We start from the raw sequence: 26,249 nt of genomic DNA on the forward strand, positions 1-26,249 counted from the left end.
GCTTATGTCAATACGAATAGAACGCCGCCGGCAGCCTAAAAAGCGTAACCACCCCGCTGTTGTTCGAAAGCAAAAAATTAATAAAAAACGAGCTTTAAATTCGTATGTGCAGTCTTTTAAATTTACCCATACTGTGATATACTGTACCCATTGTAGAGGCTTATATGTTAAATTCAAAAGATACGATAAAATTCATCCTGAAAGACAGAAATGCGTAAAGGAAAAAATGCAAAGTACGCTGATTGACAATTCCGAACATTTAAAACTGACTGATACACTCAAAGAACTGATCAACATCCCCGGTATTACCCGCATTGACATTGCAACCGGCTACTGGGATATTCCCGGCACACAGCTGATTGCAGAAGAACTTCGGGCATTCTTAGAACGCTCAGAGGATGCGCACCTGCGTATACTTATCGGGAAGGATCCGTATCTTTTTGCGCAATACAGTGCCGACGTTAAATATAAAGACGCCGATTATCCTCAAGATTTTATCAGAACCGATCTTGCCGATTTAAAAGTGAAATCGGAATATATTCCCGCTGTGCAGCTTTTACTGGACTTTTGCAAGGAGCAGCATGAAGGTCAACATGACCCCAAAATAGAAATTCGTATTTTCCGCGGTCTAAGCGCGGATGATAAGCAGCAATTCTTCCATTCAAAGTGCTATATTTTTTACGGTGAAGGAAGAGCTTTCGGCATTATAGGCAGCAGCAATTTTACAGGAAAAGGATTACAGGAAAATTCCGAACTGAATTATTTGGAAACGGTACCCCAGATTATCACTGCAAAACCGGATGAAATAAACAGGTCGAAAGGTCATATCTCATGGTTCAATGAAAAATGGGCATTAGCTTCCGATTGGACGCAGGAGTTTTTAGAAGAAGTGCTAAGAAAATCGGAGATAGGGATAGAAAGTGAAAAAACAGAACGCCCCTCACAATCTCAACATGAATTACCGTGTACCATCCTTTCTCCCTATCAAACCTATATTAAATTTTTGATCGATCAGTTTGATGAAGTAATAAACGGAGACGGCAAAATCACTCCTGATGAATATATCCCTCATGATGAGGAGTTCAAACAGCTTACCTATCAAAATCAAGCTGTCAATCAAGGTTTTGCAATTATGAAGAGGCACCAAGGCTTTATCCTTGCCGATGTAGTCGGACTAGGAAAAACTTTTACTGCATTGATGATTGTGAAACGGCACTTGATAGAAACGAACTTTACTCATCCGGTGTTAATTATCACCCCGCCAGCTATTCACCAGAGTTGGCTCGATTCAATCAACTATTTCGACAAAAACGAAACTTCTCAGAAAAAAATTAAACAGCGTATTAACCTTACCACAATCGGGCGTCTTGATGACAGCGGAGAAAGTGATGATTATGCTGACGGAAATGATTTTGATTTAGTATTAAAAAAAGAACAATACGGAATGATTGTAGTTGACGAAAGTCACCGCTTTAGGAACAGCAATACGCTCATGTATCAAAAACTTGATAACTTAATAGGAAGTATAAATCCTCAGCCCTATGTTATGCTTCTTTCGGCAACCCCGCAAAATAATGCTCCGTATGATCTACGGAATCAGATTTATTTATTCCAGCGTGAACATAAAAATGCAACCCTGTGTAACCTCGGCGAATTTGGAAATGATCTTGAACGCTACTTTAAAGAAAAACAAGACCGATACAAGCAGTATATTCAACGGTATAAACTTATGAATGGGATAAAAATTCAAAAGACACCGGAAGAATTAGCTCAAGATAAAAAAAATCTTATTGCGGACAATAAAGATATACGGAAACATATTGTTGAACCGTTAATAATCCGCCGAACAAGAACGGATATTGAAAAATATTATCAAGACGATGTAAAAACTCAAGCATTGAAATTTCCTAAAATAAATAAACCGATTGAAATACCCTATGAGATGAAAGGCGAATTAGGAAATCTTTTTAACAGTACGATAAATATTATTGCCCCGCAAGTTAGTCAAATTGATACGGATGAGGCTGGAAATCAGATTTTTTCACTCGGTACGGAAGCAGGAAAAGACGGCCTCGGTTATTACCGCTACAGAGCGATTGAATTTCTGAAAAACAAAGAGCATCGTGCATTATACGAAGTAAAAAATTTAACGGTAAGTAATACGGCGGAACGGTTAGCCCAGTTGATGGAAATGTTGCTGGTTAAACGGCTTGAAAGCAGCCAAGCAGCCTTTAAAGAATCTTTGCATAACTTATCCCGCTATACTGAAAATATGATTAGGATGTGGGAAGTAAATCGTATTTTTATTTGTCCCGATTTGGATGTAAATAAAGAACTCGGCAATAATGCTATTAAAAACAACGATGAATTTAAGCAGTGTCTTGACATGCTAGCAGATAAAGCGAAAAAAGCGAATAAAAGAAATTCCGGCAGCGAATATGAAGGTTCTAATAAAGAATATAAAAGAGCTGATTTTGATGAAAGCTATATAACCTTGTTGCGCAATGATTTACAGCTTATCAAAAACTTATGTTCAAAATGGGATGTTCAAACAGCTGATCCTAAAATGAGTACTTTTATTTATGAAACAGCTAATCAATTCTTAAATAAAAGAAGAAATAAAAATAGAAAGTTAATTATTTTTACCGAATGTATTGCAACTCAAAAAGCATTGGTTCAAAAATTATACGAAATGCCGATACCGCATTGCAATGTTCTTTCAATTACGTCAGCAAATCGTGATGATATGAAAGATATTATTGCGGCAAACTTTGATGCAAATTACAAAGGTGAAAAACGTGATGATTACCAGATACTTATTACCACCGATGTCCTTTCCGAAGGCGTAAACCTGCACCGTGCTAATTCAATTTTAAATTATGACTCGCCGTGGAATGCAACGCGGCTTATGCAGCGGCTTGGGCGTATTAACCGTATCGGTACGGAAGCAAAAGAAATATGGAATTATAATTTTTATCCTTCAACATTGGGTGATGCACAAATAAATATTAAGAATAGAACATATATAAAATTGCAAACCTTTCATGAATTATTCGGTGAAGATTCACAAATTTATTCAACAAAAGAAGAAGTAAGGCATTTTGATCCGGTAATATACGAAACATCCGATGATGAAGAATCTCCGCTTATGCCGTTTATTGCAGAATTACAAACATTTCAAAAAGAGCAGCCGGATGAGTATGCCAAACTAAAATCGATAGACAAGCCTGTTATTTCCGCCATACAAAATCAACAACACGGATCATTTGCTGCGATGCACGAATATAACGATCGGCATGAGTATATGCAATCATTATTATATTTTTCGTCCAACATTAAGACTCAGCAAGTTAGCCAACTGGAGTTTTTTGAAGCCTTAAAACCGCTGATACAACTTGAGACACAACAGTCTGAAATAAAGATAGATACCATAACAGCCTGTAAAAGATCGATTATGGAATGCTATGAAAAAGATAAACAAAACTCAGCATTGATTATTAGGCAAAGAAATAGCAAACAGAACAAAGAGATAACGCAAGCGCGAACTAAAATACAAGAATTATACACAAGTATTAACTCCGTTGAATTGCATAACATGCTCGATGCCATTTCTGATGCCATTATGCACCATAATTCGGCATTAGCAAAAAAAGTATTAAAAATAGACTTTGACAATACTGGGCTATTCGATAATAAGGCAGATGTCATTAAAGAACTCTATCAATTAGCGCATCAAAATAAACCTGAAACCGATACATACACTGCATTATCAATAGCACTTATAACGGAAAGATAGAGAGGAAAAAACTTGTATGCTAGAAAAAAAAGATGAAATAATTATTTATAATACTGAAGACGGTAAGACCAATGTAAAATTATACGCACATGACGGTATGATATGGATGAATCAACAGCAGATTGCTTTACTTTTTGAGAGTTCTAAACAAAATATCAGTTTACATATTGCAAATATTTTCAAAGACAAAGAACTGGATAAAAAAGCAGTTGTCAAGGATTACTTGACAACTGCCTCTGACGGCAAAAACTATGAAATTACGTATTATGCGCTGCCTATGATTTTAGCTATTGGTTTTAGAGTTCGCAGTAAACGCGGCACACAATTCAGGATGTGGGCAAACCAAAATTTGACTGAATTTTTACATAAAGGTTTTGTACTAGATGATGACCGCCTTAAAAATCCGGATGGAAGACCTGATTATTTTGACGAACTGCTGGAGCGTATTCGTGATATACGAGCATCTGAAAAACGCTTTTATCAAAAAGTTCGTGATTTGTTTGCCCTTTCTTCTGATTATGATAGTTCGGATAAAGCAACTCAAAATTTTTTTGCTGCTACTCAAAATAAGCTCATTTATGCAGTTACACATAAAACTGCTGCTGAACTTATTTTAAGCCGTGCTGATAGTTCAAAGCCTAATATGGCATTAACAAGTTGGAAAGGTAGTATTGTTAGAAAACAGGATATCTATGTTTCAAAGAATTATCTTACAAAAGATGAACTTGATGTATTAAATCGAATTGTCATTATTTTCTTAGAGACAGCTGAATTGCGTGCAAAGATGCGCAAAGATTTGACAATGCTTTATTGGAAAGAAAATTTCGACAAAATTTTAGTTGATAATGGCTTCTTACTGTTAAATGACAAAGGCGTTCGTTCTCATCAACAAATGGAAAAGAAAGTTGAATCCATATATCTTGAATTTGATGCAAAGCGTAAGGCTTTTTATGCTTCTGAAGCCGACAAAGCGGATGAGCTTGAATTAAAGTCTCTGGAAAATCTGGAAAAAAAACTAAAAGAAAAGAAATAATATTGTTAAGGAGCACACTATGACTGACTTTCGCACTATTTTTGAACAAACCTATCCCGGAAAAGACAAAATCTACGAAGATATAATCCTTCCTATTTTCAAAAACGCAACGGATTTACGGAAAGCAACACCGATTGCATTGGCAGAAGCCGATAAAAAGAATGTTTTACAGGCTTCAATCATAGCACAAGTTGCAGGGACATTTCCCGTAACATTTGCCGATGTAGAAGTACAGTCGTCGGTACACCTCAAACGCAACCGTGTTAGTATTCAGAATTGTATCCGCAAAATTATGGAAGATAATAGCTCAGCGCTTATCTTTTTCCATTTTGCTGATAATCAAAATGAATGGCGGGTAAGTTTTGCACACCGAGCAGAGACACTGCAAACGAGCACAAGTGCAAAACGGTATACCTATCTGTGCGGGATAGAACATCCCTGCCGGACTATTGCAGAGCGTTTCCAATATTTGGCAAAAAAAGCCGATTCTGCTGCTATAACCGTTGAGGATATGTTGAACGCATTTAGTGTAGAGGCATTAAGTAAGGAATTTTTTGCCGAGTATAAGGTTTTCTACGAAGATTTTGTGCAATACATTACCGGTAAACGCTATATCAAAGCAAAAGGAAAATCGGGCTATGAGAACAGAGCTGTAGCCGGAGCAAAAGTTCATACAAAAATCTTTGCGCACTTTCAACGAATAGGCAATGGGGATGAACAAAAGGCAGAAAAGAAAGTCCGTGATTATATCAAAAAGATGATGGGACGGCTCGTATTTATTCAATTTTTACAGAAAAAAGGATGGCTCGGTTGCACGGACGATAACTGGAATGACGGCGACAGAGATTATTTACAACATCTTTTTGAACGCTCAAGCGAGAAGCAACAAAATGATTTTCTTTCTACCGTACTTGATCCGCTCTTTTTCGGTATGCTGAATACTAATCCCGAAGATCGAGCTCGTCATTTTAAGCAAAAGGGTTGGGATAAAACACTACTTGATCGTTTTGGGAAAGTACCGTATTTGAATGGCGGGCTTTTTGAAGAGGATCCGGAAGACAGTGTTCCGGTTATTTTTCCGGCGGTATTGTTCGGTAATCCTAAGCAAAGGGAAATAGAACGTACTTTCCGCATCGGTCAAAATAACGACTATCCGTATGATGCAAGCTGCGGTCTTTTAGATTTTTTTGCCCGTTATAATTTCACTATTGACGAAACCGATCCTGAAGATCGGGAAGTCGGCGTAGACCCTGAAATGCTCGGAAAGATTTTTGAAAATCTTCTGGAAGATAACAAAGATAAAGGTGCATTTTATACTCCGAAAGAAATTGTACAATATATGTGCCGAGAAAGCCTTATCGCATACCTTGCCGAAGAAATACAGGATGAACCGGCAATGCGTGATTTAGTTCTAAAGCATGAAACGGCTAGGATAAAGGATAAGAATGCGGCATTATCGGCACTTAAAACAGTTAAAATCTGCGATCCTGCAGTAGGTTCGGGGGCTTTCCCGATGGGTATGCTGAATGAACTTTTTGCATGCAGAATGTTACTGGAAGGAGATAGTTCAGATGAAGAAAATCGCTCACGCATTAAAAAAGACATTGTTCGTGAGAATATCTATGGAGTCGATATTGAAAAAGGAGCCGTTGATATCGCCCGTCTGCGCTTTTGGCTTGCTATCATCGTCGATGAAAAAATACCGCTCCCTCTTCCCAACCTTGACTATAAAATAATGCAGGGTAACAGCTTATTGGAAAGTTATGAGGGGGAAGATTTGAGTAATCTTACTCAGAGTAATGGTGAACTTTTTGACAGTGAAGAAATGATTGAGGAGCTTTTAGTTGCTATTAATGGATATTATATTCCGAAAGATAATATTGCTAAATCTAAAATTCGAAAACAAATAGAAGAAAAAGTCATTCTGCTTCTAAAAGAAAGGCAGCTTCCACCAAAAATAGTTAAAGCACTTGAAAAAATTGATTTGCATGAAAATAATAACTTCTTTTTATGGCATACATGGTTTAGTGAGGTATTTAATCGACCGGCTGATTGCAAGGGTTTTGATATTGTAATTGGTAACCCGCCGTATGTACAATTGCAAGATGATGGCGGTAAGCTGGCAAAAATGTATAAACCGGCTAAGTTCAATACTTTTAATAGAATGGGTGATATTTATCAACTTTTTTACGAAAAAGGCATTGCCATGCTGAGAAAAAGTGGACACATTTGTTATATTACCTCTAACAAATGGATGAGGGCAGGATATGGGGAAACCAGCCGTAAATATTTTGCAGAACATACTCAACCAAAGATTCTTATTGACTTAGCCGGTGAAAAAGTTTTTGAAAATGCAACTGTGGATGTAAATATCTTACTACTGCAAAAAGCTGCATATACACAAAACACGTATGCCTTGCGGGGAGGATTGGAGTGTCTAAAAGATAGGAGCGGTTTAGCTAAACAACCAGTACAAGCAATTGAATTTCCTAAAAACGGCAATAGCTGGGTTATTCTTTCAGATATAGAGCAGCGTATTAAGCAAAAAATTGAAGCAGTCGGAACTCCACTGAAAGAGTGGAATATAAAAATATATCGAGGCATTTTGACCGGTTGCAATGAAGCATTCATCATAAACAAAGAAAAACGAGATGAACTAATAAAAAAATGTCCTAAAAGTGCTGAGATTATACGCCCGATATTAAGAGGCAAGGATATTAAAAAATATGGGTATAATTTTGCCGATAAATATTTAATTTTTATTCCATGGCATTTCCCCTTACATGGTAATTCTGAAATAAAAGGTGCTTCGAAAGAAGCAGAGCGAGCTTTTCAACGAGAATACCTAGCTATTTATAATCACTTATTACAATATAAGGATCAGCTATCCAATCGTAATCAAGCAGAAACCGGTATACGATATGAGTGGTATGCTTTGCAGAGATTTGGTTCAAATTATTGGGACGATTTTTCTAAACCAAAGATTTGTTGGAATAGAATAGCAAGTAAAAAAGTTTTTGCTCTGGTTGATGAAAATATTTTAATACAAGATAGTATGCATTTTTTTATAGGCGATAAATTAAAATATTTATGTGCAATGTTAAATTCAAATCTATTTAGATGGTTTTTACTATTACTAGTTGGTAATGCAGCGGGAGGTAATGCTGGTAATTCAGATAATATTAAGAATTTAAAGCTTTATATTCCATGTCTAAAAGAAGAAAATCGTATAGAAAAACTAATGGAATATAAAAATTACAAAGAAATAGATAACTATATTTATGACCTTTATAAGCTAACAAAAGAAGAAATTAATTTAGTGGAGGTATACACATCTAGCAATTAAAATTATTTCTTATGTAATTAATCTCATTTTTAGTTAAGCCATATAACTGATATACTAAATTATCAATCTCATTATTATTTGTAAATAAGTCTTTTAGCTTTTTACATATTTTATTACTTTCATCAAATAGTACAATAGGTAAAAGTTCTAATCTATTAGTTTTCAGTTCTCCTTCTATACCACCACCCATATAAAATTTTCTTAGTGCAAAATATAATAAATTAGAGCATAACATGTTTAATAAATATTCTATATTTTTTCCTGTAATAATATTACCTGGAGCTACTGTAAAATATTCACCTGCCTTATCAAGACAAAATTTAGGCTCATCAGCCATAATACATGGATAAATAATCTTCTGCTTAGAAAAATCGTCCATATATGCACAATTTCGTAAATTATACGGGGTTTTTCCACGGTCATCTCTGACGGATATTTTATCCCAATAGTGATCTAAGTGTGCTTTAACAGCCGGATAGTCATCAATATTAATGGGAGGAATATCTTTCTCTCGGATACCATTATGTACATTGAGTAAATATGTATCTGCAAAATCATAGCTATACCGCTTTATATCTCTGCCACGAAGAATCGGGCGTATAATATCGACAGAATTAGGCGATTGCTTTATAAGCTCGTCTCTTTTAGTCTTATCAATAATAAAAGCTTCATTGCAGCCTGTTTTTATTCCGTAATTAATTTGGATATCCCAGTCTTTTAACGGTACTCCAACTTTTTCAATTTTTTCTTTTATTCTTTGTTCTATTGGGCTTAAAATAACCCAAGAAGAATTGCGAGGAAAAATAATGTTTACAGCTTTGTTTTTTCGTTCAAGTAAACCGCTGAAAAATAATAAATAGTAACCGATAAGAAAAAGCGGAATAAAAACTAGACGATATAATTATTGGAACCGTCATGTACAGGCGGCTCCAAAATCGCAGGATAGAAGCTATTCTGCTATTACCGGATTGTTAAGGCGCTCTTTAATAAACTTATCAACCGTTATACGGTGCACATCAAAGATTCTACCGATTGCAGCTTTTGAAATTTTTTTATTGAGCAGTGCTTCAACTTCCTGCTCTTTTCCGCTTAATTTCAATAAAGAATTTTTACGCCCCTTAGGTCTGCCTAGTACGACCCCTTGCGTTTTCCGCAAAGCTAAGGCTTCTTTTGTACGCTGACTAATAAGCTGCCGCTCAATCTCCGCTGCAAGCGAGAAGGCAAAAGCCAGCACTTTTGAGTTAATATTATCTGCAAACTCAAAGTTTTCTTTAATTGAAAAAATGCGGACATGCTTTTCAATGCAAGCATTCAAGAAACTCATTACATTTAAAAGACTTCTGCCTAACCGTGAAAGTTCCGGTACAATCAGTAAATCATTTGCATGTAACTGTTCACTTAAAGCACCCAACTTACGATGCCCAATCGAAATTCCGCCGGACATAACTTCTTCGATAAACTCATCAATAGTAATGTTTCGTTCTTCAGCCCAACGGCATACCTCAAACCGCTGATTTTCCAGCGTTTGTTTTTCTGTACTAACCCGCAAATATGCGTATATCATAGATTACCTCCGCTTTGTAGTATACGCATTAAAGCGATAGTATGCACGGCACCTCAACTTTTATTTTTTTCTATACTATATATTTCTTCCTGTGTTAATCCGTATAATTTATATATAAGTTGATCTATCTGAGCTTCAAGCCCCCTATTTTTAAAGATGCCCCTTTGACAATTTTAAAACTGATGCCTATAATATAAATGATGGAAGAATCGAAAAAAAAGAATGAGACCTATACGGAAATCCTCAAAAACGCAAAAACGGAATTTTTGCAAAAGGGCTTTGAAAAGGCATCCATGCGTTCCATTGCTGCAATGACGGGTATAACGGCAGGAGCCTTGTATAAGCACTTCCTTTCAAAGGCGGCAATCTTTGATGCCCTCGTACAACCGCTTATTACGCAAACCTTAAGCATCGGTACCGATTTTTCCAAAATAGCAATGCATTTATACGAAACTAAAGACTTTTTATCAACAAAGGAAGCAATACGCGACTCTTTGCAGAATTTATGTACACTTGTGTACAGCCGCTTCGACGAATTTAAACTTTTGTTTAACCGCTCGGCGGGAACAAAATACGAAAACATCCGCCACGAATTCGTAATGGCGGATGTTACAGCGTGCAAAAAATTCATTGCCGACTTAAAAAAGCGAGGTATAAATATAAACCCTTTAGACGATGACAGGCTTCACTTAATTTACAGCACCGCATTAACACCGCTTTTTGAAATCATCACACATGAATATTCTTATAAAAAAGCCCTATCCTTTATAGATATCTTAACCGATGTAATGTATTTTTGCTGGAATAAAATTATGCAACCGGAGGCGGAAATAAACAAAGAAAATTGATTTTTCCTCTTGACAAATTTTTAATGTATGGCTATACTAACAATTAGTAAACAATGTTTACTAATTGTTAGTATTCCAAGGGGACTGTAAAATGAAACTGGAACGTTTGCATATATTTTTTAAGAAAATCGGTGAATTTCAATTAAAATACCGATGGCTTTTACTCATTTTATTAGCAGCTATAACAGTATTTGCAGCGATGGGCTTAAAAAAGTTTAGAGCCACATCAATGACCGAAGAAGTTTTTGTAAACCTAACTCCTCAAATGAAAGAAAATGAAGACAGGTTTAAAGAGCTTTTTGGAAGCAACGACACTATAGTCCTGCTTATAGAATCCGATGATGTTTTTAAACCTGAGGTTTTAAAAATGATTAAAGAAATCGGAAGTGAACTTTTAGAAAAAATTCCGTACTCCGATTCGGTTACTTCCATTACCGATATCGATATAAGCGTCGGAACGGAAGAAGGAATCGAAATAAGAAATCCCTTTAAAGACGGCATTCCTGAAAATCCTGCCGAGCTTAAAAAGGCAAAAGACTTTATCCTATCCAGAAAATCCATCGTAAATAAACTTGTTTCAAGCGATGCAAAAGAAACTTGGCTTATTCTTTCGCTTAAAGCAACCCCGAGCAGAGAAGAATGGATGAAAACTTCGGATAAGGAGCTTATGTATATCATGGGAGATATCGCTATCGATATTGTAACAAATCCCAAATATAAAAGCTCTGCCTACACAATAAAGCCTGCCGGTCTTCCCTACACTGAAACGGAAGAGAAAATTGTTATGAATGCAGACATAAGAAAATGCGTAAGCCTTAGTTTTATGTGTATGATAATTCTCCTAGTTATTTTTGCACGTTCATTCCGAGGCACTATAGTGCCTATCATCGCCACTACAGGGGCAATAGTTTCAGTTTTAGGTTTTATGGGGCATTTAAATATTGAAGGAAGTTCAGAGATGCTTTCAGTTCCAATTATTCTTGCGATGGCTCTTTCGGTAGGCTACGCAATTCACCTTGTAAATTCTTTTAGAAACAGTTTTTACGCAATAGGAAAACGTAAAGAAGCCGTTATCGATTCGATAGAAAATACGGGCTGGCCTCTGTTTTTTACGGTTGTTACAACAGTTGCTTCCGTTTTATCATTTTTGACGGTTGACCTCGAACCGATGCATTGGATGGGGCTTACAAGTGCAGCTATGGTTTTTGCAGTTTATATTTATGTCAGCATCTTAATTCCCATTTTGATGAGTTTCGGAAAGGACTGTCCGCCTGAACAAAATAAGAGTGCAATAAGATATAAAAAACTGGATTCTTTTTTTGAAAAGTTCGGCGGTTGGGTATTAAAAAAACGAAAACCCATTTTGATTGTTTTTGCACTTGTAACGGTCCTTTGCCTTCCGGGTATTTTTATGATAACCGTAAACATGGACAGCTTTAACTTTATGGGAACCAGAATTCCTTATGTAAAACGTATTTATGAAATTACACATTCCCAATTGGGAGCTTATTTTAACTACAATGTGATGCTGACCTTTAAGGAAGAAGATGCAGTAAAAAAACCGGAAAACTTAAAAAAGCTGGAAGAATTAAGCCGCCACATATCGGGCTTTAAATTAACAAAGCTGAATAACGGAGTACCTAAAATATTTTCGATATTGGATGTTGTAAAAGATATGAATCAGACCATGCATGCCGACGATCCGAAATTCTATTCCATACCTGAAGATGAAGACCTTTTAACCCAACTTTTATTTTTATACGAAATATCCGGAGGAGAAACTTCCCGCTGGGTTGATGAAGAATTCCGGACTCTCCGTATGACCGTCGATGTTGCCGCTTTTGATGGAAATGAACTTGCTGCCAATTTGAAAAGCGTGCATAAAAAATGTGCTGAACTTTTCCCTGATGCCGAAGTCTTTTTAACAGGAGCTGCAGCTCATGCCGCAGAGATGAATAATAAAATAGTATATGGGGAAATATATTCCTTTTTTACCTCCCTTGCGGCAATCGGTGTTTTAATGATGATTGTATTTGGAAGTATTAAAATGGGACTGATAGGTCTTATACCTAACATTATGCCGATTATTACAACAGGTGCAATTATGGGATATTTCCATATTCCTCTCGATATGGTAACAATGGCACTTATGCCTATGGTTCTCGGTATAGCCGTAGATGATACCATCCATTTTACTAACCATACAAAGTACCTATTTGAAAAAGAAAGTTCTTATGATAAAGCGATTATAGGTTCTTTTTATTCTATAGGAAAGACACTTGCCATGACTACGATAATTTTGTCAGCTACTTTTTTAATGTACATGGCAAGCATAATAGATGCATTCCTGCGTTTAGGAATATTAGCGGCAGTAGGTCTCTTTTCGGCCCTCGTTGCAGACTATCTTATGACGCCGGTATTGATTTATATAAGCAAGCCGTTTGGAAAAGAAAAAAAATAATTACTTATACTAGGAGCATTTATGGATATTTTAAAAAAACATATCGGTGCAATTATCTTTCCGGTGATTGTCGCAATTATCGGAGTCGCGTGCGGCATTGTTCCGTACTTTGCGATTGCATCCATTGTTACTCAGCTTATAAACGGCGTAAAGGATTACCGCGTTTTCTTACCTTATGCCGGACTTATTCTTGCAGGCTTTGCAGGTTCAATTATCGGACATTCGATATCGACTATAGGTTCACATAACCTTGCATTCAGTGTTATTGAAGACACACGGAAACGGGTGGTCGAAAAACTTAGCAGGCTTTCGATGGGGACGATAGAAGAAAAAAGCAGCGGTAAGTGGTCGCAATTTGTGGTAGAAACGCTTGATAAGATGGAAAAACCGATTGCGCATGTCATACCTGAAGTATTGGCAAATGTGCTTATTCCGATTGTCATTGTCGTTATCATTTTTATATTGAATTGGAAGATCGGTCTTGCAAACCTTGTAACACTGCCTCTCGGCATACTCTTTTCAATGCTGATGATGAAGGATTACGAAGCAAAGTCCAAGCGGTACATTGAAGCGTCCAAAAAAATGAATGCCGCCGCCGTCGAATATATTCAGGGCATCAAGATCATCAAGGCATTTAACAAATCGGCCTCCTCTTATGACAAATTTCAAAAAGCGGTGGAGAATAACAGGGATTCGATGCTCGACTGGTATTTAAGCGTATGCTTTGCCATGATAGCTGCGATGGAAGTTCTGCCGTCTACGCTCCTTATCGTATTACCGGTAGGGCTTTACCTCTTTATGACCGGAGGGATTACAATTCCTACCCTGATTATGTGCGTGCTGCTTTCGTATGCGTCGTACAAACCGCTTTTAAAAGCGATGACCTACACGGATGCGATGGCAAATGTTCGTGTCGTATTCGGGGAGATACAGTCGGTACTCGATTTACCGGAACTGGTTCGGCAGGATACCGCTCCCGCTCCTCAAGGCTATGATGTGCGGTTTGAAAATGTCGTGTTCGGGTACGGCGGAACGGCGGAGAAAACAGCAGGAGCCGCTGCCAAGGGTAACACAGCAGCCGGTGCTAAAGACGGCACCACCAAGGATGGAGCTGTCAAAAATAGAGCTGCAGGTAGTGCAGCAAATGGAGTAACGTCAACAGTGAACAGCATTAAAGTCTTTGACGGATTGAACTTTACAGCAAAGGAAGGAGAGCTGACTGCGATTGTCGGCTCTTCCGGCGGAGGCAAGTCTACCATCGCAAAACTGCTTGCAGGCTTTTGGAATATCGACAGCGGGCACATCACAATCGGCGGTGCCGATATCGGCAGTATGAGCTTGGAGCGGAACATGCAGCTGGTTACCTACGTGTCGCAGGAAAACTTTTTGTTTAACAAGAGCATTCGGGAAAACCTCAAAATGGCAAAAGAGGATGCAACTGACAAGGATATTGAATCCGCATGCAAAAAAGCAAGCATTCACGATTTTATCCAAAGCCTTCCTAACGGATATGACACCAATGCGGGAAACGCAGGCAGCAAGTTTTCAGGCGGTGAACGCCAACGGCTCACCATTGCCCGAGCGCTCCTTAAGGACAGCCCCATTGTCGTACTCGACGAAGCAACCGCTTATTCCGATCCGGAAAACGAAGCGATTATCCAGCAGTCCATCGACAACCTCGTAAAGAATAAAACCGTCATTATGATTGCGCACCGGCTTTCCACTATTGTCAATGCCGATAAAATCATTGTACTGGATAAAGGCAAAATCGCCGCAGAGGGAACACACGCAGAGCTGCTGCAAAATTCCCCGCTCTATCAAAAAATGTGGCAATCCCATATCAATAGCAGGGATAGCGCAGAGTGAAAAATAAACCGCAAAACGCTAAGATCGCAAAGAGAAATCTAAGAGGTGCCCTCTTAAATCTTTGCACCCTCTGCGCCTTTGCGGTGAAAAATAATTGGAGTAATGCATGATACGAAATATACAATTAACGGATGCAAAAGCTATTCGGGATATAAGCGAGTTTTCGCTCGGGTATAAAACGACGGAAGCGGTAACCGAAGGGCAAATAGCAAAGCTCTTAAAAGATACACGGCACTTTATCCGTGTATATGAAGATGATGTAACACATACGGTTGCCGGTTTTATTCATGCCGAAGCGTATGAACTTTTATACAAAGAACCGGGTTTCAATATTTTGGGACTTGCGCTTTTAGCCGAGTATCAGCACAAAGGCATCGGGAAACAGCTGCTGCAAGCGCTGGAGACTGAAGCTCGTGCACGGAATTACCGCTTTATCCGCCTTAACTCCGGCGAGCACCGTACCGAAGCCCATGCGTTTTACGAACACTACGGCTACTCATGTACAAAACTGCAAAAGCGATTTATAAAGGAATGGTAATATATGTTTGATTTATTGAAGAAGATTTACGCGATTGCGGGGAAGCAATCAAAGCGCATAACGGCGATGTTTATATGTGATATGCTGAAAAGCATGTTTGAAGGGTTGACGCTCGGCGGGCTCTGGTATTTTTTGCTGACGGTAAGCCGTGCAGTCTTTCAAGTACAGCCGGTTACCAAGAGCAATATCATCACGGTATTCTGTATTATGCTGATGAGCATAACCGGAAAAATTATCTTCGGGTATATTTCCGACCGGAATAAAAATATCGCGTCCTATACTATGGGAGCTGAAAACCGGCTCGTCATCGGGGATAAGCTAAAAAATGTGCATATGGGATATTTTTCCGAAAGCAGGCTCGGCGATATTTCAGGGGCATTGACAACGGTTATTACCGATGTTGAAACAATCGACATGATGATTCTCGAAATGATGCTTGCAGGAAGCATTCAAACGGTTATCATGGCACTGTTTGTATTCCCCTATGATATGGTAACCGGATGTATAATCTTTATCACCCTTGTTACAACGATTCTGTTTAACAACCTCTTTCAAAAAAAGACGGATGCGGTAACGGCAAAACTGACGGAACTGAAATTGCAGCTCCGTACCGATATTTTGGAATATGTGCAGGGAATCGGCGTGGTAAAAGCATTCGGAAAAACAAGCGAAGCACTCAAAAATGTGACGGAGAGTATTAAAAAAAGCAAAACCGGTTTTTTTGCCGTAGAAAAAACACTGACTCCTTCGCTGATGTTTTTTTCTTTGCTTTTGAAACTTGGAACAACCGCCATTATAGTGAGCGCCTTATACCGCTACTCCATTGCGGCTATAGACTTTGAAAAAGCGCTGATGCTGATTGTAGCGAGCTTTGTAGTATTCGGCGGTTTTGAAATCGCAGGCACTATGCAGCGGATGCGAGGTATGGCGGTGCAAAACTTGGATACGCTCTTTAAGGTTAAAAATATTCAAGCCTTGCCGGAAGGTTCTCTGCTGCCCCAAGGGAATGATGATATTACCGTCAAAAATGTTACCTTCGGATACGGCGGAAAAGAACAGTTTGAGGAAAAACTATTCCGCAACTTGGATGTGTATATTCCGAAAAACAGCACAACCGCCTTGGTCGGCTATTCCGGTTCGGGAAAGACAAGCCTTTGCCAGCTTATTGCACGATTTTGGGATGTAGATTCAGGGGAAATCACACTCGGCAATACCAATATAAAAGATTTTGCTTACGATGCTTTTTTATCTCATTTTACTTTTGTATTTCAGGATGTGTACCTCTTTGAAGACACGATAAAAAACAACATCAAGTTCGGAAAACCGGACGCAAGCGATGAAGAAGTAATTGCTGCGGCAAAGGCTGCTCAGTGTCACGATTTTATTATGGAGCTGCCCGACGGGTATGATACCGTGCTGCAGGAAGGCGGAAGTAATCTTTCAGGCGGAGAACGCCAGCGTATCTCCATTGCAAGGGCAATGCTCAAGCCGAGTTCCATCGTGATTCTCGATGAAGCGACTTCCAGCGTCGACCCCGAAAATGAAGAAAAGCTGATGAGTGCCCTTGATGAACTATTGAAAAATAAAACCGCAATAATTATTGCACATCGGCTTTCTACCATTAAAAACGCCGATCAGATATTTGTCATGGATAAGGGAAACATAGTACAGCACGGTAAACATTCAGAACTCGTGCAGCAAGAAGGTATCTACTCACACTTCGTCGGTATGCGGGAAAAAGCTGCATCGTGGCAGGTGTAGATAAAATATACAGAGGCAATAAGCCGGAGAAGATAATTCGGTTTAAAGTACAGTGATTTCAATAATTAGGAATTATAAATTATTTGGAGGTTGATATGAAAAGAATAAAACATTTGATAGCTTTTGCCGTGTTTGCGGCAGCAGCTGTGAGCTTTGCGTTTGCACAGGAATTGACGGGAAGAGAAATCATGCAAAAAGCAAGTAACAGGGAAAAGGCCGTAACCGATTCTTTTAAGATGAGGATGACCCTTATAAACTCAAGCGGGAAAAAAAGAGTTCGGGAAGTTACAGCCTATTCAAAAGATTACGGAAAGGAAGAAAAAACAGTTATGGTGTTTTTACTTCCTGCAGATGTAAAAGGCACAGGTTATCTTGCATACTCTTATGATGACAGTTCAAAAAGCGATGACAGATGGCTTTATATTCCTGCATTAAAAAAAAGCTAAGCGCATAAGCGGTTCATCAAACCAAGATGACTTTATGGGAACGGAATTTACATACGACGACATGGGAGACCGCAAAGTGGACGATTATAAACACACTCTTTTAGGCGAAGAAAAAATCGATTCCAAGGACTGCTGGAAAATAGAATCCGTTCCTGTAAAAAAATCCATGTACTCAAAATATATTTCATGGATAGACAAGGAATCTCTTTTAAACATAAAGGTAGAATTTTATGATGAGCAAGGTTCTATTTTAAAGGTGCTTACCGTCAGCGGTATCGAAAAAAAAGACGGTTTTTGGACTGCAAACAAAATGGAAATGAACAACCTGCAAAAAAAACGAAGTACAATAATTGAAATTTTAAAACATGAATTTAACAAAGAGATACCGGATTCTTATTTTAGAGTCAATTCGCTTGAGGAAGGGAAGATTAGGTAATACTTTTACAAAAGGCTTTTTTTAAAAGGAGGTGTTCATCTGGATATAATCAGGGCAATATTGGACGGCATAGCGATGGCGGCCATATTTAACGGTTCGGCGGCAGCTCTTGTAATAGCTAACCCAAGATATTTGATGGATTCATATCCTAAGGGGATTCAAAAAGCTGCACCTGAACCGATGAGTAAAAAAGAAAAACGGGTAAATAAAATATTTACGGTTATAGTAATGGGATCGTGCTGGCTTTATGGAGTAAGCAGTACATTATATGGCGGAATTCATACATTTAGGCTACTATTTTGTACCGCATATATTCATTGGATTATTGTGAATTTCGGTGATTTTTTCTTGTTGGATTGTCTTTTATTCCAAAAGTGGACTAAGTTGATTGTCATTCCGGGAACAGAAGATAACCCAATCTATCAAACAAAAAATTGGATGAAGGTTATAGGAATACCGGAGCATTTTTTGTTGTGGCCGTTTATAATAGTGCCGTTTTTTTCTCTGGTTCAAACAGGCATTGTAATGCTAATACAATTTCTGTTTTCCTTCTAAGGCTTAAATAAAAGTATACAGCAGAAAACGATTTCTTACGGTAAGCTGTATCGAAAAAACTTTTGCAAAAGTTTTATAGGAGGTGTGATAAACAGTTCGGCACAAATAGTGCCTCACCGTTTATCTTTCGAGTTTGCCTCATCGGCAAACGTCGCATTATTGTATGTAGTTTTGCATAAAGCAAAACTACTTGAAAAAACTTTTTTCGCAAATTGATATTTGCTGCAAAAAGTTTTTATAGGAGGTATAAAGATATGAAAACAATACGAAAATACAGACAAGCGTTCTTGTTAAGTACTACATTCTGTATGTTATTTTTTGCATTAACATTTCCGTGCGGTGCGCAGGAAGCAGGAGGAACATTATCCGAATATCAAGCAGCCGATAATTCAAATGATGAAGAATTTACTGATGATTTGGAAGATGACAGCGGAAAACCGGTATTTACGGTAAGCGGAAAACTGGAAACAGCCCACGGTCTTAGATGGAACAAAGGAGCCGAGTACAGTCTGTCCCGTTCTATTGCTCAAATAAAAGGAGAAGTCCTTGCAGGTTCGGCCTATGCCTTTCTTTCAGCCTCGGCAGAATACAATTACCGCAATCCCGCACGCACGGGCTTTAAACTTAATGAAGCCTATTTCCGCTATTCGGGCGAGATCTGGGATTTAAGTTTCGGAAGACAGCTCATCAACTGGGGACAGGCAGACGGCTTTTCCCTTACCAATGTGCTGAGTGCAAAAGATTCTTCCGCCTTTTTAGCTCTTTCTTCCGATGATACAAAACTCGCGTCGGACAGTATCCGCTTGCGCTTTTTCCACGATATTTTTACATTTGAAGCGGTCGCCGTACCGTTTTTTACACCGAACAAATTACCCCTCTTCCACTTTGAAAACGGAGCAAAGGATGACCTATACCATATCGATACGCCGGACACTTACGATACCAAGACACCTCTCGGCTCAATTCCAATTAAGTACACAAAAACCGAAAGCGCTAAGCCTAAGATGTTTACCGACACGGAAGCTGCCGCCCGTTTTTCTTTCTTCTTACCCGGCATAGATTTTTCGGTTTCAGGTTTTTACGGCTGGGATAAAAACCCTCGCTTTGTAAAAAGCGGCTATGCGAAAAAAGGGCTTTTTAATCCTGCCGCTCCGTTCGGACTTTTAAATCCGTATGTACCGAAAGAACTACACACCAATTTAAACGAAGAATATTACCGTATCGGAATGGCTGGCATTGATGCGGCGATTCCTGCAGGCGATATAACGATTAGACTGGAAACTGCTTATATCGGAGGCCGGTATTTTGAACCGAAGAATTTGCTTACAGAAAAGTCTATCAATGATTTAAAAATACAGACACCTGATGATGTTACGCTTGAGTTTAATTCAGCAATTAAAAAACACCAGCTATTGGCTCTTGCAGGCCTCGATTGGATTAAGAATTCTTGGACGCTCAGTGCACAGTATTTTGAAGACCTCATCCTCGATCATAAAGACGATATAGAAAGGCCTATGCACAAGGGTTTTGTCAGCCTCAATATAAGCAAAACATTTTTGCGGGACACGCTCAAAGTTTCTGCAAGCGGAGCAGTCGATATAAACTACGGCAGTACATTCAGCACTTATGCGGTTGACTATTCCCTTACAGACAACATGCATGTAATTTTGGGCGGAGACCTTTACACCAAGGGCTATGACGGCAAAGGAGACTTTGCACAATTAAACAAGATAAGTTCTATATGGGTGAAGGGACGATTTAACTGGTAATATTTCTTTTGAAAATATACACGCTGTCTGCTGCGTCGCTACGTAAAATGAGCTCGACGTATACCCGATACGCCTCCCCGCCACGGATGGCGGTGGTTATAACTTCGAGAGTTTTGCGTAAGTAAAACTCTGAGATAAAAAAGGTACAAGGACGTACCTTTTTTATCGGCCTATTTTCAAAAGTCCTGTCAGTGGGGATTTCAGATAGTGATAGCTTTTTGCGTAAGCAGCTTTGAGCGGCGGACTGCTCAATTTTGTTTTTCCAATTTCTCTCCGCCACGGACGGCGGTGATTTTAAGCGTATAAGTTTTGCGTATGCAAAACTTATTATCAAAAACTGTACAAGGAGGTACGGTTTTTGATGGAGCACCGCGCTTTTCGCTTCAATCGCTGTCCGAGAAGTGAGATAGCTGGGGTGTAAATAAATGCAAAGTTTTGGTTTCATGATTTTTCTTTAACAGTCTTATCAATTAGTTTTTAATTTTACCTCCAAGTTTTCTACCTTTTACCTGTTATATTTTTCTATTACTATATCATATTTCAATAATATTATATAATTTATTTTACAGAGCCATTTATCCAAACAAAGACATACTGTGGAAACTCTTTATAAAACTTCTCTAATCTATCATTTGAAATTGTATCCCAATTTATAAAAATTTCATTGAGATAGTTTTTTGTTTCGTTTTCAAAATTTTCTAGTAAGTCTTTATCAGAAGAATACCATCCTCTTACTATTTCTTTATGATGCAAATATTTATATACATTAGAAATACTCCAGAAATTATTTTCAACCTTTATATCAATTTCCAAATAACCTCTTTCAATTATCACTTGAATATCCGGAAAACCTAGTTTTATAAAATAATATTTTGAATACAAACTTCCCTCTTCATTATTCTTTTCAAACAACTCATATTGGAAATATGTTTTTAGAAAACAAATCAATTGTTCATAGTTTAGATTTTTTCCTGCAAACATTATTTTATACCCTCCCAGCATTCAACTTCTTTAACTACTGTTTTTACAAATTCATATCCGTTCTCTGCTAATTTTTGAACTTCCATTGCATAAGCTGAATTTGCAGTAGCTTTTGTAGGGTCAGAATTTAATAAAATTCTTGCACCTGATTCTATTTACTCCATCAAGCCTTTTTTCATTAATAATTTTTCCAAGATTAGAATTTCCAATTTTTATTTTTTCTAATACATTAAACATTTTTGATGGAATCTGGAAATAACTACCTCCTATTTTTTCAGCCATTTTTGTACATCCACCACAAGTCCCTTCTGAATATCGCCGCATGAGCCGCATATTGTGTATAGTCATATCCAAAATCTAAATTGATAGCAAGTATCACATCATCTTTAAATTGCACCTCTAAAAACCTGTTTTTTAGTAGCCATAGCCATTTTAGTAGTTTTTTTATAAATTGTCTAGTGTAAAAATTGGATTTTTCTCTTAGCTTTCTTACTTTTCATTTTTATGCCAACTATTCCCTCTTATTTTATTTCTTTAAATAACAATATCGGCATAAATTATATGTTAGGTTCATCATTATTATCGAGAATGTTGCACGAGCTAGTCCTATCGTTCTTACATAGATACCTTTCATTGAGTTTGTTATAAACCCAAATACATGTTCGACTCTCGCCCATATTTTTGATTTTTTTCTGTTACTGATTTTTTGTTTTTTACTAAGAGCTCTGCCTCTTGCTCCTCTTTCACAAATTTGTCCTGCTATTCCTTTCATTTTTAAAATCCTCTCTATTTCTTCTCCTATATAAGCACTATCTGCGTATAATCTTTCATCTTCTTTTTCAACTAAATTTTTTAACTCTTTACTATCATGAACATTGGCTGCCGTTACACTTGCTTTTAATATAAGTTTACTTTTTTTATCTATTTTTACTCAGATCTTTATAACCGTAATATGAGCGTTTATGCTTTTTTGCCCACCTAGCAATCATAGTCTTTTTGTGATAATTTTGTCTTATTTTGTTCCTCTTGCTACTCTTAGACGATCTTCTTCATCAAATAATCCTTTTTGTTTCATACCTCAGTTTATCATCTTTTTAATACTTTTTAAAGGGAGTTTTTAGAGGTACCCTTCAGTTTTTTGAGGTTTTCATTAGATTTATTTGGCTTTTTTTAGCTTAATAAGCATAAATGCAGCAAAAACAATCATGCCGACAGCAAGAACTTGGATGTATGTCATGCTTTCTTTTAAAAATAAAAGGCCGATCGTGAGGCTTGTAACCGGCTCTAAGGTGCTCAAAATTGAAGTGTATTTTGCCCCGATTTTGATAACGGCTCTTTGATATAAAAAAGTCGCTCCTATGGTTAAAATACAGGAATAGAAAATAAGAAGCCCAAACTGAGGAAGACTAAAATTAAATGAAATTTTTTCCGGCAAAAAAAGAGAAAAAATAAGAATCATAAAACTGCCGAATAAGTTTACATAAAACAATACTTTCACAAGATTAATCTTTTTAGCCTTCTCCAAACTAAATGAATAAAAGCTGTAAGTAAAAGCAGAAATACCAGCATAGATAATACCTCTTGTACTTGAAACATCTTTAAAATCGCCGAGAAAAAATAAGCCTAATACCGCACAACTTATACATATAATTTCAGATATTAAAGGCCTTTGTTTTAAAATAAAGGCAGAAAAAATAAAAATTATTACGGGATATAAAAAATGTATGGAGGTTGCAGCTCCCGAATTTATATATTTGTATGAGGCGAATAAGGTTATACTTGTAAGAGCAAAAAATATAGAAGAATATAAAAGAACAAAAAAATCTTCTTTATTTAATTTCATATCAATTTTTGAAAATTTTGAATAAATAAAGATAAAAATCAAGGATAAAGACATCCTGTAAAAAGCGGAGCCTATAGGATTTAAACCTAAATCGAATAAAATCTTTGTAAAAAGCGGCATGAGCCCAAAGATAAAGGCTGAAGCCGCAGCATCTATAAAACCTGATATTTTAATTTTGGATACCTCCTGCTTCTTTTAAAAATAGAGCCGCCTGCTGAGGCGTTTCAAAAAAATTAAACCTCAACGTACATAAAGTACGCCTGCGGTTAATTTTTTCTCTCTCTCCGTCACGGATGGCGGTGATTATAGCTTTGAGCTGCGGACTGCCAATACTTGCTTATCATTATAATATAAAAGTAAACAACTATCAACTCCGCCATGGATGGCGGCGGTTCAAGCTTGCAAGTTTTGCTTATTCAAAACTTGCTATCAACATCCGCACTTCCCTGTACGGATGTTGATGACACCGTAAAAAGGATCTCCGCTTCAATCGCTGTCCGAGTGAGATAGTTGGGTTGTGAATAAATGCAAAGTTCTGGTTTCATGCTGTTTTATTATCTCCGAGCTTTCTATTTTTATGTATATACGCAGTTTATTAATTTGATACTTGCAGAATTATTATAAAAAATTCTAAAAATCTCTATATGCATTCCTACTTAAATTTCTCTAATAAAAACAAAATAACGGTAAATATTATAACACTAATAAATAAGAAGATACAGAATCCAATAAATCTTTTAATACCCAATTTTTTCCGTTTAAATGTTTTTGTTTTAAACTATTTAAAACTTCATCCTGCGTTATTTTTTCATAAAAATTATTTAAAGCTTCATGTGTTGCAGGACTAGATATACCGTATACACAATCTTCAATTATTTTTATCTCTTCTACCATATTTTTTGAATATAAATACTCCAGCATTTCAGCATACGAACGTTTCCAAAATCTATATGTCGGAACTGCATATATGATTGCAGAAACTAAGAAATAAATAAACATAATTACAGTCAAAATATTAGAAATCATTTCATTTTTACTCCTGTTAAAATTTAAATTTATCTATAGTTTCTGAACTGATTAGCGAGCATACCTTTATCAAGAGGAATACTATATTCGCCACCTATAGAAAACGGTTGTATTTTGGCATTACCACCAGAACCTCCAACTGATAAAGCAGTACCGCTAATATCAGTAATCTCCTTAGACATAGGCGTAATAGTTATGGATAAGTTCCATGTTCACATACCCGATAAATGACCCCATGCCTTCTTTTGAATAAAACCCAAAATCAACCCCTTTATCTTTATCATAAGAAAAACAGATTCCGACTTCAGCAGTAGCAGCAGTTCCACCTGCAAGAGTTCCGCCTGTACCTAATTGAAATGTGAATTTCCCATCCGGATCCACATACTTAACAGGATTATATAGCTCGAAGCTGCGCTGCGAATACCCCGCATAGTGATACACATGCAGATTGACGGTATTAAACACGCCTCCCATGCCCGGCAAATTCTCATTATGTTTCTTAGCATCATCATCTATCAGTGCCGTTATTAGGGGAGGAAAGACACTTTTGTCAGATAAAAGTGTCTTTACCTCGAAACGTTGTTGGTTGTTACCCTTCCCCATAACCCTTCCTATCTTCAAAACTACTGCTTAAGGGCTCTGCCCTTAAGAATCCCGAAGGTTCCTTATAACTTTTATTATTGCACAAAAGATAAAAATAAGCAAGTATCGGCACCACTCATTCTGCTTCAATCGTTGTCCGAGAAGTGAGATAGTTAGGTTGTGAATAAATACAAGGTTTTAGTTTCATAGTTTATGTTAACTCAATAATTTTGTAAAATATTATCAAAACACAAAGGAATCTATTCAGTGATAAACATTTAAGCTGACTGTATGATATATTTCACTAATTGGTTACAAAAATAATCTTACTCTTTCTTATATAAATCTTTGAAAGGCAAAGTCCAATTTTCCCCATAATAATGGGTATATGAAATTTCAAAATCAATATTTTCCAAAGTTGATCCTGACAATTTTTCGATTTGAATAATTGCTTCACATTTTAAAATAATCGTACTGATAGGAATAGGATAAAGCCCCGCTTTTTGTCCATTTAGTTTTAAACACATTAAAATTCTATCAACATAATTAAGAAATTCATCTTCAAAGACAAAATATATATAAGTTCCGTCTATAGTATATTCAAATTTTGGTTTATACAAAGAATCTTGAAGCTGTCCGTTTTCTATTTTTATAATATGAAAAATATTACTTTCATCTTCATACAGTAAACAATCAGAGGATTCTGCAATACAGTGTATAAATGATGGAATTAATGAATTTCCTTTTATCCTTTTAAATCCATTTATAATTTCTTTTGGTGCTATATGCTCCTTAAAATCAAAATAAGTGTCCTCAGATAATAATTTTACATATACCGCATTTTCATGGACTTCACATCTGCTCATAATAAACAAGATAAGTATGATGAGCATTATAATTAAAAGGAATAATTCTTTTTTTATATTTTTATACATATATTATCTCTCATACTCCTCAATTATTTGACTGAGTAAATCCAACGTATCCTTATCTATACCGGAAGTTGTCGGAACTTGCCCCTCTGCTTTTGAAGATAAATGATTAAATAATCCATCTGTAAAATTAGCTTCAACAGGATTTAGAAAAAAAACCAACCCAAAACTTATAGCAGCAAAAACTAATTTGTTTGTATCTTCTCCTTTATATTCTTTAATCCATCCAACAACTTTTACTGTTATATCGGTTATGTCAATTACTTTTTTACCGGACAATCCGGATACGACAAAAAGAAATAAAAATGCTATCATAATTATTTTCCTACTGTAATTCATCAAAACTAGTTCTTTCATAGCACCTTGCCCTTAAGAATTCCGAAGCTTTCTTATAGTTTTTATTATTGCATAAAATATAAAAAAAACAAGTGTCGGGCACCATAGCCAAACTGTTTATTCTAACAAC

The 26,249-nt window shown here is 36.9% G+C and carries 21 protein-coding genes and 1 pseudogene; 11 read left to right on the top strand and 11 right to left on the bottom strand.

Going from position 1 to position 26,249, the window contains the following annotated elements:
* Window positions 1-4: 4 nt before the first annotated feature.
* The 3 genes from JO40_RS11745 (at window position 5) to JO40_RS11755 (ending at window position 8,175) form a co-directional block, all read left to right on the top strand.
* Window positions 5-3,796 (top strand): SNF2-related protein, encoded by a 3,792-nt coding sequence (locus tag JO40_RS11745; RefSeq protein WP_245608884.1) that lies wholly within the window; start codon window positions 5-7, stop codon window positions 3,794-3,796.
* 16 nt (window positions 3,797-3,812) lie between these two features.
* Window positions 3,813-4,829 carry a virulence RhuM family protein gene (locus JO40_RS11750; protein WP_044979494.1) on the top strand — a complete coding sequence of 339 codons (1,017 nt, stop codon included), beginning with the start codon at window positions 3,813-3,815 and terminating at the stop codon, window positions 4,827-4,829.
* Window positions 4,830-4,968: 139 nt separating this feature from the next.
* Complete coding sequence (locus JO40_RS11755; RefSeq protein ID WP_158506579.1) at window positions 4,969-8,175, top strand: Eco57I restriction-modification methylase domain-containing protein; 3,207 nt, start codon at window positions 4,969-4,971, stop codon at window positions 8,173-8,175.
* On the opposite strand, the gene JO40_RS13210 is transcribed toward JO40_RS11755, so the two are convergent.
* Window positions 8,165-9,058 carry a TaqI-like C-terminal specificity domain-containing protein gene (locus tag JO40_RS13210; protein ID WP_144242288.1) on the bottom strand — a complete coding sequence of 298 codons (894 nt, stop codon included), beginning with the start codon at window positions 9,056-9,058 and terminating at the stop codon, window positions 8,165-8,167. The genes JO40_RS11755 and JO40_RS13210 overlap by 11 nt on opposite strands.
* A 66-nt stretch (window positions 9,059-9,124) precedes the next feature.
* Complete coding sequence (locus JO40_RS11765; protein WP_044979496.1) at window positions 9,125-9,739, bottom strand: master DNA invertase Mpi family serine-type recombinase; 615 nt, start codon at window positions 9,737-9,739, stop codon at window positions 9,125-9,127.
* Between the two features lie 197 nt (window positions 9,740-9,936).
* Between JO40_RS11765 and JO40_RS11770 the strand changes: the two genes are divergently transcribed.
* The 8 genes and pseudogenes from JO40_RS11770 (at window position 9,937) to JO40_RS11805 (ending at window position 20,419) form a co-directional block, all read left to right on the top strand.
* Entirely contained in the window at window positions 9,937-10,587 is a 651-nt protein-coding gene (locus JO40_RS11770) for a TetR/AcrR family transcriptional regulator (RefSeq protein WP_044979497.1), read from the top strand.
* Window positions 10,588-10,678: 91 nt separating this feature from the next.
* The gene (locus JO40_RS11775) at window positions 10,679-13,048 is read left to right on the top strand and encodes an efflux RND transporter permease subunit (RefSeq protein WP_044979498.1); all 2,370 of its coding nucleotides are present in this window, start codon (window positions 10,679-10,681) and stop codon (window positions 13,046-13,048) included.
* Between the two features lie 21 nt (window positions 13,049-13,069).
* Window positions 13,070-14,914 (top strand): ABC transporter ATP-binding protein, encoded by a 1,845-nt coding sequence (locus tag JO40_RS11780; RefSeq protein WP_044979499.1) that lies wholly within the window; start codon window positions 13,070-13,072, stop codon window positions 14,912-14,914.
* 106 nt (window positions 14,915-15,020) lie between these two features.
* Entirely contained in the window at window positions 15,021-15,452 is a 432-nt protein-coding gene (locus tag JO40_RS11785; protein ID WP_044979500.1) for a GNAT family N-acetyltransferase, read from the top strand.
* Between the two features lie 3 nt (window positions 15,453-15,455).
* On the top strand, window positions 15,456-17,213 hold the full coding sequence (locus tag JO40_RS11790) for an ABC transporter ATP-binding protein (RefSeq protein WP_044979501.1): 1,758 nt from the start codon (window positions 15,456-15,458) through the stop codon (window positions 17,211-17,213).
* A 95-nt stretch (window positions 17,214-17,308) separates the two neighbouring features.
* Window positions 17,309-18,095 (top strand): annotated as a pseudogene (locus JO40_RS11795) (outer membrane lipoprotein-sorting protein).
* A gap of 39 nt (window positions 18,096-18,134) precedes the next feature.
* Window positions 18,135-18,650 carry a hypothetical protein gene (locus tag JO40_RS11800; protein WP_044979502.1) on the top strand — a complete coding sequence of 172 codons (516 nt, stop codon included), beginning with the start codon at window positions 18,135-18,137 and terminating at the stop codon, window positions 18,648-18,650.
* A 254-nt stretch (window positions 18,651-18,904) separates the two neighbouring features.
* Window positions 18,905-20,419, top strand: coding sequence for a hypothetical protein (locus JO40_RS11805; RefSeq protein WP_044979503.1), 1,515 nt, complete (start codon window positions 18,905-18,907; stop codon window positions 20,417-20,419).
* Here JO40_RS11805 and JO40_RS12930 read toward each other — a convergent pair.
* The 9 genes from JO40_RS12930 to JO40_RS14085 form a co-directional block, all read right to left on the bottom strand.
* The gene (locus tag JO40_RS12930; protein WP_049992367.1) at window positions 20,409-20,864 is read right to left on the bottom strand and encodes a hypothetical protein; all 456 of its coding nucleotides are present in this window, start codon (window positions 20,862-20,864) and stop codon (window positions 20,409-20,411) included. The two genes, JO40_RS11805 and JO40_RS12930, sit on opposite strands and share 11 nt — an antisense overlap.
* A gap of 113 nt (window positions 20,865-20,977) precedes the next feature.
* Window positions 20,978-21,400: a hypothetical protein gene (locus tag JO40_RS11815; RefSeq protein ID WP_044979504.1), complete on the bottom strand. Its 423-nt coding sequence runs from the start codon at window positions 21,398-21,400 to the stop codon at window positions 20,978-20,980.
* A 120-nt stretch (window positions 21,401-21,520) separates the two neighbouring features.
* Complete coding sequence (locus JO40_RS13915) at window positions 21,521-21,682, bottom strand: hypothetical protein (RefSeq protein WP_158506580.1); 162 nt, start codon at window positions 21,680-21,682, stop codon at window positions 21,521-21,523.
* A 244-nt stretch (window positions 21,683-21,926) separates the two neighbouring features.
* Window positions 21,927-22,325 (bottom strand): transposase, encoded by a 399-nt coding sequence (locus JO40_RS11820; RefSeq protein WP_338065269.1) that lies wholly within the window; start codon window positions 22,323-22,325, stop codon window positions 21,927-21,929.
* A 231-nt stretch (window positions 22,326-22,556) separates the two neighbouring features.
* Complete coding sequence (locus tag JO40_RS11825; RefSeq protein WP_049992368.1) at window positions 22,557-23,417, bottom strand: DMT family transporter; 861 nt, start codon at window positions 23,415-23,417, stop codon at window positions 22,557-22,559.
* A gap of 519 nt (window positions 23,418-23,936) precedes the next feature.
* Complete coding sequence (locus JO40_RS11830; RefSeq protein ID WP_044979506.1) at window positions 23,937-24,269, bottom strand: hypothetical protein; 333 nt, start codon at window positions 24,267-24,269, stop codon at window positions 23,937-23,939.
* Window positions 24,270-24,443: 174 nt separating this feature from the next.
* Window positions 24,444-24,872, bottom strand: a complete 429-nt coding sequence (locus JO40_RS14875) for a hypothetical protein (protein WP_245608885.1) — start codon at window positions 24,870-24,872, stop codon at window positions 24,444-24,446.
* 305 nt (window positions 24,873-25,177) lie between these two features.
* Window positions 25,178-25,786 carry a hypothetical protein gene (locus JO40_RS11840; RefSeq protein WP_044979507.1) on the bottom strand — a complete coding sequence of 203 codons (609 nt, stop codon included), beginning with the start codon at window positions 25,784-25,786 and terminating at the stop codon, window positions 25,178-25,180.
* Between the two features lie 3 nt (window positions 25,787-25,789).
* Complete coding sequence (locus JO40_RS14085) at window positions 25,790-26,098, bottom strand: hypothetical protein (RefSeq protein WP_245608886.1); 309 nt, start codon at window positions 26,096-26,098, stop codon at window positions 25,790-25,792.
* Window positions 26,099-26,249 lie beyond the last annotated feature (151 nt).

The sequence above is a fragment of the Treponema putidum genome, assembly GCF_000755145.1.
GTDB lineage: Bacteria > Spirochaetota > Spirochaetia > Treponematales > Treponemataceae > Treponema_B > Treponema_B putidum.

Bases quoted from the DNA above. Each gene is read 5' to 3' on its own strand.
- JO40_RS13915 (WP_158506580.1), bottom strand. From the start codon at position 21,682: ATGGCTGAAAAAATAGGAGGTAGTTATTTCCAGATTCCATCAAAAATG.
- JO40_RS12930 (WP_049992367.1), bottom strand. From the start codon at position 20,864: ATGAAACCAAAACTTTGCATTTATTTACACCCCAGCTATCTCACTTCT.
- JO40_RS14875 (WP_245608885.1), bottom strand. From the start codon at position 24,872: ATGGGGAAGGGTAACAACCAACAACGTTTCGAGGTAAAGACACTTTTA.
- JO40_RS11745 (WP_245608884.1), top strand. From the start codon at position 5: ATGTCAATACGAATAGAACGCCGCCGGCAGCCTAAAAAGCGTAACCAC.
- JO40_RS14085 (WP_245608886.1), bottom strand. From the start codon at position 26,098: ATGATAGCATTTTTATTTCTTTTTGTCGTATCCGGATTGTCCGGTAAA.
- JO40_RS11815 (WP_044979504.1), bottom strand. From the start codon at position 21,400: ATGTTTGCAGGAAAAAATCTAAACTATGAACAATTGATTTGTTTTCTA.
- JO40_RS11840 (WP_044979507.1), bottom strand. From the start codon at position 25,786: ATGTATAAAAATATAAAAAAAGAATTATTCCTTTTAATTATAATGCTC.
- JO40_RS11780 (WP_044979499.1), top strand. From the start codon at position 13,070: ATGGATATTTTAAAAAAACATATCGGTGCAATTATCTTTCCGGTGATT.
- JO40_RS11775 (WP_044979498.1), top strand. From the start codon at position 10,679: ATGAAACTGGAACGTTTGCATATATTTTTTAAGAAAATCGGTGAATTT.
- JO40_RS11790 (WP_044979501.1), top strand. From the start codon at position 15,456: ATGTTTGATTTATTGAAGAAGATTTACGCGATTGCGGGGAAGCAATCA.
- JO40_RS11830 (WP_044979506.1), bottom strand. From the start codon at position 24,269: ATGATTTCTAATATTTTGACTGTAATTATGTTTATTTATTTCTTAGTT.
- JO40_RS11765 (WP_044979496.1), bottom strand. From the start codon at position 9,739: ATGATATACGCATATTTGCGGGTTAGTACAGAAAAACAAACGCTGGAA.
- JO40_RS11750 (WP_044979494.1), top strand. From the start codon at position 3,813: ATGCTAGAAAAAAAAGATGAAATAATTATTTATAATACTGAAGACGGT.
- JO40_RS11785 (WP_044979500.1), top strand. From the start codon at position 15,021: ATGATACGAAATATACAATTAACGGATGCAAAAGCTATTCGGGATATA.
- JO40_RS11805 (WP_044979503.1), top strand. From the start codon at position 18,905: ATGAAAACAATACGAAAATACAGACAAGCGTTCTTGTTAAGTACTACA.
- JO40_RS11770 (WP_044979497.1), top strand. From the start codon at position 9,937: ATGATGGAAGAATCGAAAAAAAAGAATGAGACCTATACGGAAATCCTC.